Origin of the sequence: Wolbachia endosymbiont of Kerria lacca, from assembly GCF_051602725.1 — a bacterium.
In the GTDB taxonomy this organism is placed as follows: Bacteria; Pseudomonadota; Alphaproteobacteria; order Rickettsiales; family Anaplasmataceae; genus Wolbachia.
Genome location: NZ_CP192272.1, coordinates 586,718 through 600,325, shown reverse-complemented (window position 1 = coordinate 600,325; position 13,608 = coordinate 586,718). Strand labels below are relative to the sequence as shown.

The 13,608-nt window shown below is 34.1% G+C and carries 11 protein-coding genes and 1 pseudogene; 8 read left to right on the top strand and 4 right to left on the bottom strand.

The window, feature by feature from the left end:
* Positions 1-47 precede the first annotated feature (47 nt).
* Positions 48-820, bottom strand: a pseudogene (locus tag ACQ4M0_RS02695) (IS5 family transposase).
* Positions 821-1,009: 189 nt separating this feature from the next.
* Here ACQ4M0_RS02695 and ACQ4M0_RS02690 point away from each other — a divergent pair.
* From ACQ4M0_RS02690 to trpS, 5 genes are all read left to right on the top strand, one after another.
* Positions 1,010-2,809: a SurA N-terminal domain-containing protein gene (locus ACQ4M0_RS02690; protein ID WP_438456631.1), complete on the top strand. Its 1,800-nt coding sequence runs from the start codon at positions 1,010-1,012 to the stop codon at positions 2,807-2,809.
* Between the two features lie 134 nt (positions 2,810-2,943).
* Positions 2,944-3,258, top strand: a complete 315-nt coding sequence (gene rpsP, locus ACQ4M0_RS02685) for a 30S ribosomal protein S16 (protein ID WP_213863779.1) — start codon at positions 2,944-2,946, stop codon at positions 3,256-3,258.
* 10 nt (positions 3,259-3,268) lie between these two features.
* Entirely contained in the window at positions 3,269-4,255 is a 987-nt protein-coding gene (locus ACQ4M0_RS02680) for a polyprenyl synthetase family protein (RefSeq protein ID WP_052264648.1), read from the top strand.
* Positions 4,256-4,317: 62 nt separating this feature from the next.
* The gene (locus ACQ4M0_RS02675; protein ID WP_007301960.1) at positions 4,318-4,878 is read left to right on the top strand and encodes a nucleotide exchange factor GrpE; all 561 of its coding nucleotides are present in this window, start codon (positions 4,318-4,320) and stop codon (positions 4,876-4,878) included.
* Positions 4,879-4,893: 15 nt separating this feature from the next.
* A complete protein-coding gene (gene trpS, locus ACQ4M0_RS02670) occupies positions 4,894-5,892 on the top strand; it encodes a tryptophan--tRNA ligase (protein WP_438456630.1) in 999 nt (332 codons plus the stop codon).
* Between the two features lie 7 nt (positions 5,893-5,899).
* Here the strand turns inward: trpS and ACQ4M0_RS02665 are convergent, their stop codons facing one another.
* Positions 5,900-7,267 (bottom strand): hypothetical protein, encoded by a 1,368-nt coding sequence (locus ACQ4M0_RS02665; RefSeq protein WP_438456629.1) that lies wholly within the window; start codon positions 7,265-7,267, stop codon positions 5,900-5,902.
* A gap of 392 nt (positions 7,268-7,659) precedes the next feature.
* On the opposite strand from ACQ4M0_RS02665, the gene ACQ4M0_RS02660 reads away from it, so the two are divergent.
* From ACQ4M0_RS02660 to ACQ4M0_RS02650, 3 genes are all read left to right on the top strand, one after another.
* Complete coding sequence (locus ACQ4M0_RS02660; protein ID WP_438456628.1) at positions 7,660-10,329, top strand: 2-oxoglutarate dehydrogenase E1 component; 2,670 nt, start codon at positions 7,660-7,662, stop codon at positions 10,327-10,329.
* Positions 10,330-10,517: 188 nt separating this feature from the next.
* Complete coding sequence (locus tag ACQ4M0_RS02655) at positions 10,518-10,961, top strand: hypothetical protein (RefSeq protein ID WP_438456627.1); 444 nt, start codon at positions 10,518-10,520, stop codon at positions 10,959-10,961.
* Entirely contained in the window at positions 10,954-11,280 is a 327-nt protein-coding gene (locus ACQ4M0_RS02650) for a hypothetical protein (protein ID WP_438456626.1), read from the top strand. The genes ACQ4M0_RS02655 and ACQ4M0_RS02650 overlap by 8 nt, the downstream gene beginning before the upstream one ends.
* Positions 11,281-11,353: 73 nt before the next feature.
* On the opposite strand, the gene ACQ4M0_RS02645 is transcribed toward ACQ4M0_RS02650, so the two are convergent.
* Together ACQ4M0_RS02645 and ACQ4M0_RS02640 are read right to left on the bottom strand one after the other, a co-directional pair.
* A complete protein-coding gene (locus tag ACQ4M0_RS02645; protein ID WP_213863777.1) occupies positions 11,354-11,947 on the bottom strand; it encodes a TIGR02217 family protein in 594 nt (197 codons plus the stop codon).
* Positions 11,948-12,000: 53 nt separating this feature from the next.
* A complete protein-coding gene (locus ACQ4M0_RS02640; protein ID WP_438456625.1) occupies positions 12,001-13,602 on the bottom strand; it encodes a hypothetical protein in 1,602 nt (533 codons plus the stop codon).
* Between the last annotated feature and the right edge of the window lie 6 nt (positions 13,603-13,608).

Here is a 13,608-nt window from a genome sequence, read left to right as displayed (position 1 = left end):
CATTAACTTTGTCATCCAATGGCTTTTTGGTTTATATTTCTTATCTCTTAGAACCTGTTCATAATCTTTTGAAGAGGAAAGAAGCAAAAGCAAATTTGTAGGCTAGTATTAAATTTACGCTCGCAATTTTTCCAAAGTCGCCTACATTTTTCCAACCAGGCAAAAGAAGATCTCTCAACAACCCATCTTTTTGGCAATACAGCAAAGGTGCTTCACCTCAACAGTTGCACCAATAGTTACTTTTATCTGTGTTGCAAAATTTTCTCCAGTGTAGCCTGCATCAACCAGTATGTTTTTAACTTCAGAGAGACTTTCTTTAGCATTTTTAACCATTGTCAAAGCACTGCTACGATCAGTTATTTCTGCCGTTGTTATATGAATTGCGTGTGTCAAACCTTGTGTATCAACTGCGATATGACGCTTTATTACTGAAATTTTCTTGCCAGCATCATAACCTTTTTCTTCAGCAGTATCGGTATTTTTTACACTTTTGGCATCAATGATGCAGAAGCTTGTTTTGGTATTTCGACCACTGTTCTCTCCAACCAATTTTTTTAAAGACAATTTCTAGAACATTTTCTCTATCTTCATTCGTTTTTTTACTCCATTTCTTGAAGTAATCGTAAAAATTTCGCCATCTTGGAAACTCTTTTGGAAGCATTCGCCATTGACAGCCACTTTTTAGTACATAAAGCACACCACAAAATAACTCATATAAACCTAATCTTCTTGGCTTTGTTTTCTTTCGCACGCTTTCTAAAATTAGTCTAATCTTTTCGAATTTTTCACAACTTATGTCACTTGGATATGTATTCCTCATACTTTACCTCATGTCAACTATACCTCATCTTACCATATTCAGAGATCACTTACAGGCTCTTAGGTTAATATAAGCTTCCATTCAATTTAATACACTACAATATTACATATATTAGCTAATTTGTTAATAGATTTACAAATATTAAATTATTGCTATTCTAAATTTAAGTGTTAGTTAACTAAGTTTACAATGAGTATTAGAAATTTTTTTACCAAGGCAATCGTTCTCCTTTTAGTTTGCTTATTAATCTTTATGGGGATTGGCAATCTTTTATCAAATGATGATGAAAGGAAAGAATTAGCTAAAGTAGGAAAGGAAGTTATAACATCAGATGAATATAAATTACTATATCAAAATTATAAAAAGCAAATTTCTGGATCTGATGTAAGTAAAGAACAAGTAAAAAAGCTGAAATATGATTTACTTAACGCACTTATAGAGCAAAAACTATTGTTTAACCTAATTAGCGAACTTGGATTAAAAGTTGGAGAAGAATCTATCAAAAGCCACATAAAAAATACCAAGTACTTTCAGGACGATAAAGGAGAATTTGACCATAATAAATTCCATCAAACTCTAAATAGCCTGCATATAACAGAAAAGGAATATATAGAAAAACTAGAGAAAATCCTGCCTGCAATGATGTTCATGACTTCGTTATTTAAAGATAATTATCCGGTAACTTTTGGTGAGAGTGTTGATGAGCAGATATACAAAAATCGCTACCAAACTAGAGTAGTTGATATTGTTAAAATAACTGAGAATGCAATTACAGACGTTCCTGAACCAGATGATCAAGCCTTACTTGATTTGTATGAAAGAAATAAGTCCAATTTTTATTACCCTGAGTATCGAACTGCGCAATACATTTCTCTGGATCAAAAATATTTTGAAGATCAAATCAGAATTTCAGATGAAGAGGTTGAGAGTATAATAGAACATCAGGAACTTAAAAATCAAAGAGACATATTCAATGTGATATTTCCTACCAAAGAAAAAGCTGAAATAGCAAGAAGAGCACTTGAAGAAAGTAAAGCAAGCTTTGAACAAATAATAGAAGAGTTTAATAAAGTGAAACTCGATGAAACCAGAGTAAATAATATAACTAAGGATTTCTTACCTGAAAATATGAGAGAAAAGGTATTTGCTCTCAAAACAGGTGAAGTAAGTGAAGTTTTAACAAGCAATTTTGGATGGCACGTAATAAAGGTAGAAAGCATACATCAAATCTCTGATGAAGACTTGGTTGATTTAAAAAAAGACATAAGGTCAGTTTTAACCAATCAAAAGTCTTTTGAAAAAGTCAATGATTTCATAAATCAAGTGAATTATAAGATATACAATGGTGCAACGATTGAAGAAATCTCCAATAATTACAATTTACCTATACAAACCATTGGTCCAGTAGATGCTAGTGGGAAAGACCAAAGTGGTAATGAAGTAGGAAATTCCAGTGATTTCATTTCTTTCATTTTTTCACGCGAGAAAGATCAGAAGAATTATTTTAAGGGTGTTGGAGATACTGTTGTTGGTGTAAAAATCAGTGATATCGTTCCTCCTAAATTACAAAATTTTGAAGAAAGTAGGGAATCAGCCATAAAGCTTTGGCGTAGTGAATTTATAAAAGAAAGAATGTTTAAAATGGGACAAGAAGTAGCAGTTCAACTAAGAGAAAAGACAGATTTGGAAGAAATGCAAGGTATAAAATTGGTTAAAGGCCAGCAAATACAACGCAATGAACAAAACTACCCTTTTTCTTTCATAGAAGAGATTTTCAATATGAAAACAACTAATTCGGTAACAGATCCTATTCAATACAATAATGAAATTATAATAGGCGTTCTAAAACAAATGCATTCATCAAATGGTAAATTAAACATGCTTGACACCGGAAAACGTGTGATGATATCGTTAAAGGAACAGTTAATTAGCTATCTAAAATCAAAGTATAGAGTAGAAGTTAATCATGCTATGATTGATGATATATAAAAAAGTTTATTACCTTCCTTTTATGAGTGATTGGAGGGGGCTATATTGTATTTTTAGGTAAAAGAGGTACAATTAGTTTGACTTGAGCTGTTTATTGTATTTAAATTGTAATTAATATATGAATAAAGGTTGACATGGCAGTTAAAATAAGGTTAGCAAGGTTTGGGGCAAAGAAACGTCCTTTTTATAGGATAGTTGTAGCCGACTCACGAGCACCAAGAGATGGGCGCTTTATTGAGAGAATAGGACAATATGATCCAATGTTGCCAAAAGACAATAAAAATCGTGTTGTGGTAAAAGCTGATAGATTAAAACATTGGCTAAGTGTAGGAGCGCAAGCAACTGAAAGGGTAATGTGGTTCATTAAAAAAGGCATAGTAGATTTAGAAACAGAATCGAAAAAAACAGAAAAGAAAAAAGTTGAGAAAGTACAAGGGCAAGAAGCATAAGTCCTCTTGAATGCTAAACACTGATTTAACAAAAAGTAGTAAATTAGATGATATTGTATCTTCTGATTTATTGGCTATGAATGACTTTATCTTCAAAAATGTCAATGATGAAGGTACTAAGCTTGCTACCGATATTACATCTCATCTTATTAATTCAGGAGGAAAAAAGATAAGGCCTAAGCTCATTTTTATTATATGTAAAATGCTGAATTACTCTGGAGAGAGTAGGGTCAACATTGCTGCATCGGTAGAATTTATACACAACGCTACTTTACTTCATGATGATGTGCTTGATGAAAGTAAGGCACGCCATGGAGTTGCAACAGCAAATAAAATTTGGGGGAATAAATCAAGCATTTTAGTTGGTGATCTATTATTGACCTTAGCATTTAGATGGCTTATAGAATGTGGGAATTTAAGTGTTCTCTCTATTTTATCTAAGGCATCTAATTTGCTTGTCAAGGGTGAGATAAAGCAGATGACAACGCGTTTTGACCCTAACACAATTAGGAAAAATTATTTTAATATCATTGGAGAAAAGACAGCATCTTTATTTTCTGCATGCTCCGAGGCTGCATCAGTAGTATCTGGAGCCACAAGTGACGAAACAGAGAGGCTAAGGAATTTCGGGTTTAATTTTGGCATGGCATTCCAAATAATTGATGACGTGCTAGATTATACTGCTAATCAATGCACTTTAGGAAAGCAACTTGGAAAAGATTTCTTTGAAGGTAAAGTCACTTTACCTTCTATTATAGCATATGAAAAAGGCAGCTCATCAGAACAAAAATTCTGGGAGAAATCTTTTTCTTCAGCTAGACACAATTTTGACCAAGCATTACAATATATTAATCATCATAATGCCATTCATGTTTCTATGGAAGAAGCTAAACACTATATTAATATGGCGCAAAGTAATATTGATACTTTTTCTGATTCTCTTTATAAAACTGCTTTGATTGACTTTTTAAATGCAAGCATAGAAAGACAAGGATAGCTAACGCTTGATATTTTTAGATTGATTGTTATATATTTATTAAGTTTGTAAGGGTGAATGATATGTCAGATAGTAATAAAGAGAAAAAAAAGAAATTTGCAGATATGGTCAGTAAACGAAAAGGGGATGATCAAGAAGATCAGCAAACAGGTGATTTAAGTGAAGAGCTTAATATATTAAAAGAACGTGCAGTTCAGCTTGAAGATCATTTACGTCGCGCTGTTGCGGATAATGAAAACGTTAAACGTATAATGCAAAAGCAAATTAGCGATGCAAGTGATTATGCAGTCACAAAATTTGCACGTGATATGATCGACTCTTGTGACAATTTAAAAAAAGCAATGGAAAACTTGAAAGATGGTGATCCTATTCATGAAGGAATAAAAGTGGCGCACCAAAAGATTGTGAGTGATCTAAAAAAACATGGAATAGAAGAAATAGATCCAATAGGTAACTCTTTTGACAGCAATTTACATCAAGCTGTTGTGGAAAGAGAAGATAATGAAAAAGAGCCTGGCACTATTGTAGAAGTACTACAAACTGGTTATACCATTAAAAATAGGTTGCTTCGTCCTGCAATGGTTATTCTTTCTAAAAAATCTGCTGATTGCGAAAGTAACTAATAAAACACTCAAGGTATGGAAGAAGTTGTCTTCTCAGGTATTCAGCCAAGTGGAGTATTACACTTGGGCAATTATCTTGGTGCAATTAAGCAGTGGATAGGCTTGCAGGATAAATATAAATCTCTTTTTTGCGTTGTTGATCTGCATGCAATCACAGCAAATAAGCTTCCCGCAAATGAATTAAAAAATAATATTTTTAAAGCAGCAGCAACTTATATTGCATGTGGAATAGATCCGGAAAAGTCGATTATTTTCAATCAATCCGCAGTTAGTGGTCATGCAGAATTGGGCTTGCTGCTAGGGTGCTATACACCAATTGGTTGGCTTAATCGTATGACTCAATTTAAAGATAAGGCTGGAAGCGATAGACAAAAAGCTTCTCTTGGGTTATATAGCTACCCAGTACTTATGGCTGCGGATATATTGCTGTATCAAACTAAATATGTTCCTGTTGGCGATGATCAAAAACAGCATTTAGAACTTGCACGTGATATTGCATCAGCTTTTAACAATCATTATAAATGTAGTCATTTCATCATACCTGAAATCTTAACTTTGGATTGTACATCAAGGATAATGAGCTTAAGAGATGGAGCAAGCAAGATGAGCAAATCTGATTCTTCAGAATACTCATGCATTAACCTTGACGATACAGATGACTTGATTGTCAAGAAAATAGAAAAAGCAAAAACAGATTCAATTCTAGGCTTTGATTTTGCTACTTTAAAGTGCCGTCCAGAAGTAAACAATTTGGTAAACGTTTATTCAGTGCTTAGTGATTTAAATGTGGAAAAAGTGTGTGAAGAAGTGAATAAACATGATATGAAACACTTTAAAAAAGAGTTAGCTGACTTAATCATCAGTGTTATATCACCCATACGTGAGAAGTTGAACGGTCTTTTGAGGGATCAGCTCCATTTACATAAAATATTAAAAGAAGGTACAGAAAAAGCAGCAGAGATTGCAAATAACAATATAAAAAAGATCAAGGATATTATAGGGTTTGTTCAATAGGTTACAACTATTTCTTCCCATGGCTTTCAAATCGTGCAGCTATTTTCTTTACACTAACATGAGTGAGAAGAGGTTTTTTACTAACCGGAAGTTTAGAATCGGACTTTGCTGTTATGGGGTTCATTTTAGATCTTTTATTTCCTACCGGAAATGAGTGAGATTGGGAGGCAGTTTCTTGCGATGGTGCAGGATCTTTCTTCATACCGATATCTGCTTGTGTTGCAGGGGTGGCTTTGCTCTTAGCAACTTGATTTTGCTCAAACTTTCCTACTATTGACTTTACTCTACCGTCCTTCTTGCTATTTACTTTTTCTTTTATAATAACCGCTTTTACTTCTGATGATGCTTTATCAGCAGATTTTTTCAGGATTGGTTTACTTTCAGCTGATTTTTGCGAAGTCACTTCTACTATTATTGGTTTCGTGCTCACTTGTTGATCAACAATATCTAGCCTTTTAGGATTTGACAGTATTTCAGATTTATCTTCTTTAGTTTCTTGCTTAATTTCTTGATTGGTAGCGTTTAGCGCTGGTGGCTCTGGAGCCTGTCTCTTTTTATATCCTCTTCTTGTTCCTGCATTTTTCTTAGGTTTCGTTTTGTGAGTTGGCTCCTTTTTAGCTAACTTTGAGTCTTCCGAATCTTTTGTTGAAGATTTACTACTTTTCTCTTGATAATTTGATATTTCCTCATTTCCAGACTCTTCACTTAATGAACTTTCATAGCCTGAATCTTCAGGAGATACATTCTCTATTTCTGGTTTAAAGTGTACCTTTTTTGAGGCAGTAGGAGGTGGCGGAGGTGCCGTTGTTGGCCGTTTTATTTTCTTCATACCTGATTTTCCTGCCGGCTGTTTTCCTTTTTGCAGCTTAGGAGTATCTTCCTTCTGCTTTGATGTCGTTTTATTTTCCGTGCTTACTTCGTATGATTTATGTTCTTTATTGCCTTTTCCACTCTGTTTCAAATCTAAAATTTCTTTAAGTCCTTTCTTGAATAGATTAATTGTACTTAAAATATTTGTGTATTCGGCTGCTTTTTCTATAGTGAAACCTGATAATTCATCACCAACAAAATTTTTTATGTCATTATCATTAGTTGGAATATCTTTTCCCAAGACTCTATCTAATATCCCTTTTAATGTTCCAATAAAACCGAGTGGCTTTGTGCTCAAAGGTTCTACATAATTATTCAAGTCGCTATATATAACAAATTTGGCTACATCTTTTGCGTTGTTTGTAAAATTCTTCAGAGCTTGAGATAAATCTTTCAGTGTTTCATCATATTGTTCATTAATTTTTTTTGTATCCTTCAGCTTTATGACTCTTATCAAAGAATTGAGATTTTTATCATAATTGTCACTTTTAAATAGATCACTCATACCAATTACTGTTTATCGTTTACTTAAATATAAATTCAAAGTATTAAGACCGAGTAAATGTTATATGACTTATCCTCTGACTCATAAACGCTTGCGTTCCTTAATGTGCAAAAAATTTCAATAATCTTCAATCAGCAATAGTATAGAAATCCAAAAAACAAGTAGCTAACACTGGAATCTAGGAATTATGATTGGGCACAAGTTGATGAGTATAGTTGTTTTATGTTGAAATACAGCATTTATGGAAAGATTAGATGTCAGTCTAGAATGACACCCTTTCTGGAAAACTTGGATTACAGTGTTTGTATAACTTAATAATTAGAAACTAAAGGAGTTCTTTTTTAAAAAACTTAAGTTATACTTATAAGTATTTGATATCTTTTGTAGTGATTATGTCGAATTTAAGCTGCCTTTATGGCGATAATGTCGAATTTGTGGAAGAAATTTATAGCCGTTACTTGCAAGGCGATAAATCAATTGGAGAAGATTGGCACAGAATTTTTTCGAGCAATTTAGAAGTTAATAAAGCAGAACCCTGCAGGGCACAGAATGAAGCTAAGGTAGATGTTGATGATTTAGCAAATTTTTTCAGATTTTATGGTCACTTTTTTGCAGACTTAAATCCATTATCACCGCATGTAAATAAGGAAATAGATTATCAAAAATACTTGAATCTTTCTCCTACAAGTGACACTAGAATCTACAGAGATATTTACTGCAAGAATATCGGTTTTGAATTTATGCATATTTCCTCTTATGAGGAAAGAGTTTGGCTGCAGGAGAAAATTGAAAATCAGGTCTATACGCTAAGCCCTCAGGATAAAAAAGAAATACTAAGGCACTTGATTGAATCTGAGATGTTCGAGCAATTTCTCCATATGAAATTTCCTGGATATAAGCGTTTTTCTATCGAAGGTGGGGAGTCAGCCATTGTTGCAATTGAAAGAGTTATTAGTGATTCTGCAGCTTTTGGTATTGAAGAAATAGTTCTTGGTATGGCCCACCGAGGACGGCTCAATGTTCTAACCAAAGTGATGGGAAAAGATTATGCGGCAATGCTGTCTGAATTTCAAGGCAACCTTGCATATCCAAGTGGTCTTGAGGTGTCTGGTGATGTCAAATATCACCTTGGTTACTCTTCTGATCGAGCACTTGCTGGTGGTAAAAAAATACACTTAAGTTTATGTCCTAACCCATCTCACCTTGAGGCGGTAAATCCGGTTCTAGCTGGAAGAGTAAGAGCAAAACAAAATACGAGATCTGTGCTTGGCATATCAATTCATGGTGATGCAGCTTTTATCGGGCAGGGAGTGGTTGCTGAAACCCTGACTTTGAGCAACATTGAAGGTTATAAAGTTGGTGGTATCGTGCATATTGTCATTAATAACCAAGTTGGTTTTACTGCAAATCCTAATTGTGCACGCTCATCTTTTTATTGCACTGATGTAGCAAAATCAATAGAAGCTCCAATATTTCATGTTAATGGAGATAATCCAGAAGCTGTGAGTTTTGTTGCGAATTTGGCAATGGAGTATGTGCAGAAATTTAAAAAGGATGTGGTGATTGACATAATATGCTACCGCAAATATGGCCATAATGAAGGCGATGAGCCAAATTTTACTCAGCCACTTATGTATAAAGCAATATCAAAGCATAAAACTCCAGGCACGCTGTACGAAGAGAAGCTGACTGCAGAGAAAGTGCTAGGTAGCGATGAAGTAAGTAAATTACGCAGCGAATTTAGAACAAGATTGGATAAAAGCCTTACTGAGTCAACGACTTATACTCCGAAGAAAGCTGACTGGTTTGATGGAGTGTGGTTAAAACTCAGGAGAGCAAAGTTGAACGATTTGAGTGAATATTATACGGACTATGGTGTTTCACCAGATGAGCTAAAAAAATTGGGTGTACACATAAATAGCAATATTCCAAGTAGTTTTAATCTCAATAATAAAGTCAGAAGAATACTTGATGGCAGAATAGACAGTATAAATTCCGGTAGCAACATAGACTGGGCAACTGGTGAAAGTCTTGCATTCGCGTCATTGCTTAAAGAAGGAATAGGAGTGCGCTTGTCAGGACAAGATTCTGGTCGCGGTACCTTCTCGCACCGTCATTCAAGACTTGTTGATCAAGTAACAGAAGAAACGTTTATTCCACTGAACAACATAAGTGAGAAGCAAGCTCGCTTTGAAGTTATAGATAGCGCACTATCTGAGTATGCTGTGATGGGTTTTGAATATGGATATAGCCTTGATTCTCCTTATTCACTTGTGCTCTGGGAAGGGCAGTTTGGTGATTTTGCAAATGGCGCGCAAATTATGATCGACCAATTTATCTCATCTGCAGAAACAAAGTGGTTGCGGTCAAGTGGTCTAGTTCTACTTTTGCCTCATGGTTATGAAGGGCAGGGGCCTGAGCATAGTTCTGCTCGTATAGAGAGGTTTTTGCAGCTCTGTGCAGAGGATAATATGCAGGTGGTTAATTGCTCTACTCCTGCGAATTATTTTCATGCTTTACGCCGACAAATTAATCGAGATTTTCGTAAGCCTTTAGTGGTGTTTACACCTAAATCACTATTGCGTCATAAAAGCGCAGTTTCTAACCTTTCTGACTTTGAAGGAAAATTTCTTACGGTAATTCCAGAGTGTAGAACAGGTTTAGTTGCAAGTGATAAAATACGTAAAGTTGTAATATGTAGTGGTAAAGTTTATTACGACATAATTGAAATGCTTGAAGCACAAAAAATAAACGATATAGCAGTAGTGCGTTTAGAACAATTTTATCCATTCCCGGCCGATAAACTAAACAATGAACTCGAAAAATATAAGAACGCTGAAATTATATGGTGTCAAGAGGAACCAAAAAATATGGGAGGATGGTTCTTTGTCAACCCATTGATAGAAGAGGTATTGTCTGGCCTCAATGCTCAAGCAAAAAGACCTAAGTGCATTGCAAGACCTGCTGCTGCATCTCCTGCATGTGGTTATGCTAATATCCATGCTCAGCAACAAGCAGAAATTTTGAAGCAAGTTGCGCAGGTACAACTGTACAAACACTGAGCGGCTTCAAGCAGACTTATTAATTAGACTCTAGCACTTAGATAACTTACAACAATCAAACCTTTTATATACTTATACAAATATAAAAAGACTTTTATTTTTTTATAAAAGTATAATATTTATTAACATTTTCATTTATTTTTCTTAATATAGTTAATATAGTTAATATTAACTATATTAAGATATATATGAAGACAGAAATATTTGAGAGGCTAATAGGGCAAACTAGACTACGCAGCGATAGCAAGGCTAAAATCATACGGTTAAATAGAGACAAAAAGGCTTTTATAGATGAGGATAAAAAGTCTATCGAATTAGCTGAGGCTATTTTTGCAGAAAATAATATGTTTCGTTTTCGTAAACCAGGTCCTGCTACGGATTACATTTTGCACAAACTAATAAATGATAGAAAGCTTCTCGAGGAAATGAAAGATAGAGGTACAAGTATAATACGTCTTTTTTCTTTGCTATCAATGTATCGTGGTCTTCCTAAGTGCTATGTTGTGAGAAAAGAAGGGTGTATTACTAAGTTTGGAATACTTACTTATATTGACGAATGTTTAGAATCAGTACCTTTAGAAGACTTTATACTTATTGAGTCTGCTTCGTACCTAGAGTACAATTTTGTTTGAGAATGATGATATTAGAAATAGGTTAGCTGAAGATAAAACAAAATTAGATATTTTCGTAAATGGAATTTTAGCAATAAATAGCTCGGATTTAGTATTATCTTGTATCAACACAATCGAGGCTTTTAATGAGGAAGCTAGAAATTTTGTCAATCACATACAGAAAACCAATAGGATGGACTACCTCTTTAAGGAAAATGGTACAACACTTGTAAAGTTAGTTCTAAAAGAATTATTAAAACTTTCTATTTTACAAGAAAGAGAAAACACTACATTAGAATTTCCTCAAATTTCGAGTGTGGAACATTGTAATGGGCGATAGACTTTAAAATGTGCAAGGCTCATTTAAATATGAGCCTCAGTATCGCTTAACTTTTATGGAGCATACTTTAACTTTATTTCACTTCCACCAAGGGAATATTGTTCCAGCTATTGCTGCCATAGTTATCAATAGAAGCGTTTAGGTAATCTGTATCAAATCGTACTGGTACATCAAATTCGAAGCTTGCAGTAATTATTCTGCCTTTTGCTGGTGGTTTCATAAATGCTATTTCTCCAGTTGAATAATTCACTGAATATTTTTCTGTCTTTTCACCATCTAGGTAAATTTTTATTGTATCATGCACTGGCTTTTTAATAGTTCGTGTATGCTTGTCTTTTCCACTTATGTAAGTTTTCATCAGTTGAAAGATCGTTTTTTTATCGTCTCCTATGCCAATTTCTTGATTGATAACGGTAAAGTCTGACCAATCCTTAAAACGAAATCCTATTGCTTTACCTTTTCGTGCCTGAAAAAATGTTATGAGTTCTGTTAGCTGCTCGTTTGACCTAACTCCATAAGCTATGTTATACCTGGCACGTGCACGAGACCAATTGATATTGCGCTGCTCACAACCATTATGAGTTGTTACAACGTCAGTGGAAAATTCAGGTCCTCCAGTAGAGCCATAAGATATATTTTCTGGAAATCTAATTTCTGTAAATGACATATGCCCTCCTGTAAAAATAAAGTTGAGTTGATATAGATGAAGTAGGAAAGATCTTAAATTTTTGAAGCTGCTTTATCAATCAGGCTATAAATTTTAAATCCCGTTTCTTCTAGAAAAGTAAAGGTGTTGTTTTCTCCTACCTTACCTTTCAGTTCGTTAATGTCTTGATGACTCTGCGTTAACTGATATACACAAACACATGCAATGGCTAAAGCAACTCCAGCAAGACATGCTAAAGGCATTGGTTGAGTAAAAACAGCAGCTATAGCAGATGCTGTGAATGCTATAGCTGTTATTACAGCAGCTATGCTATAAATAGCTTCTCTTCTGTAACTATTGATTAATTTCTTTTCTATTTCCTCTTGTTGTGTTTCTTGCCCTTGTTGATGAGAAATAGTAATTACTGTATCTGTATGAATTGGCTCACTAGCGCTGGTATTAATTCTCTCTTTTTGTGTTTCATGATCTTGCACAATTGCTGATTTGCTAGTTCTGATATTATATTGTTCTTCTTGCTCTGATTGATCAGAAGCAGAAGCTTCTGTAACCTCACCAAAGATTTCTTCATTAGAAACTGATTGATTTTCTTTTATATCAGAAGGGATTTTGCTAAGAAGTGGCACAAAATGCCTCATGTAATTCACTACTCCTACAGTTTTTTTGCTACTATCTATCTCTAGTTGATTGAGATTTATATCTTGTATAAAAACTTCTGGATCATCATCATGTCCTGTAATTTTAGTTACCGTAACTTTTTGACTATCTTCCTCTATTGAATAAATATAAAGTTCCACTTTGTACTTGTCGCATATCATTCTCCCTTCAATCTCTGGACGACCCCATATAGCTAGAGAATTAGTTTCTGTAGACATATTTTTAATGTTGTTTAGATATTTAGAAAAAGACTTGGAATTATCTGGCTTAATAGTAACTTTTTCTCCTTTTTCTTTTCCATCTTCGCTTATTTCTTCTTCATCTTCGCTTATTTCTTCTTCTTTATCTTTACTTGTTTCATATTCGTTATAGTCTTCTAGTAACAAATCATTATCTGTGCCATATCTACTTTTCAAAATCTCTAAAATCTTCCCTTCTCTATCTTCACGATATTCCTCTAGTAACCAGCTGAAAAACTCCTCTTCTGTATATTTGGTTATTATTTCTTCACCTTTACACCAGTCTGTTTGTGCAGATATGCCTTTTTCATCTTCACTATTTCTTTCCTTCGCTATTACTTTGCTATCCAAATTTCCTTCACCTACAAAATATCCTCCTTCTTCAGCATCTCCTGTTATTTTTTTATAAACCCACGAATTTGCATTTGCTCTAGCATAATTTTCACAATCTTCTCTTAATGATTTTGCGGTAAAACGATGACCAGGTTTTATATTTAGCTCATTCAATCCTTGAGCCACGGAGTCAAAAAAGCAATCTCCTTCTGATATAGAAGCTCCTATTTTTAGCTTTTCAGGATAAGCTCTCTTTAGCTCATTCAATAAACTACTTCTTTTTGTTTTTTGTGCCCGAAATTTATCAACTAGTCTTTCTAGCCTTTGAGAATAAAAAGAGTCTAGATTCTTAAATAAAAATTGACTTAATTTTGTGCTTTTTTCGACTTGCCGAAAAAGAGCAATTGGTTTTCTGTTGAAATTTTTCATGTTATA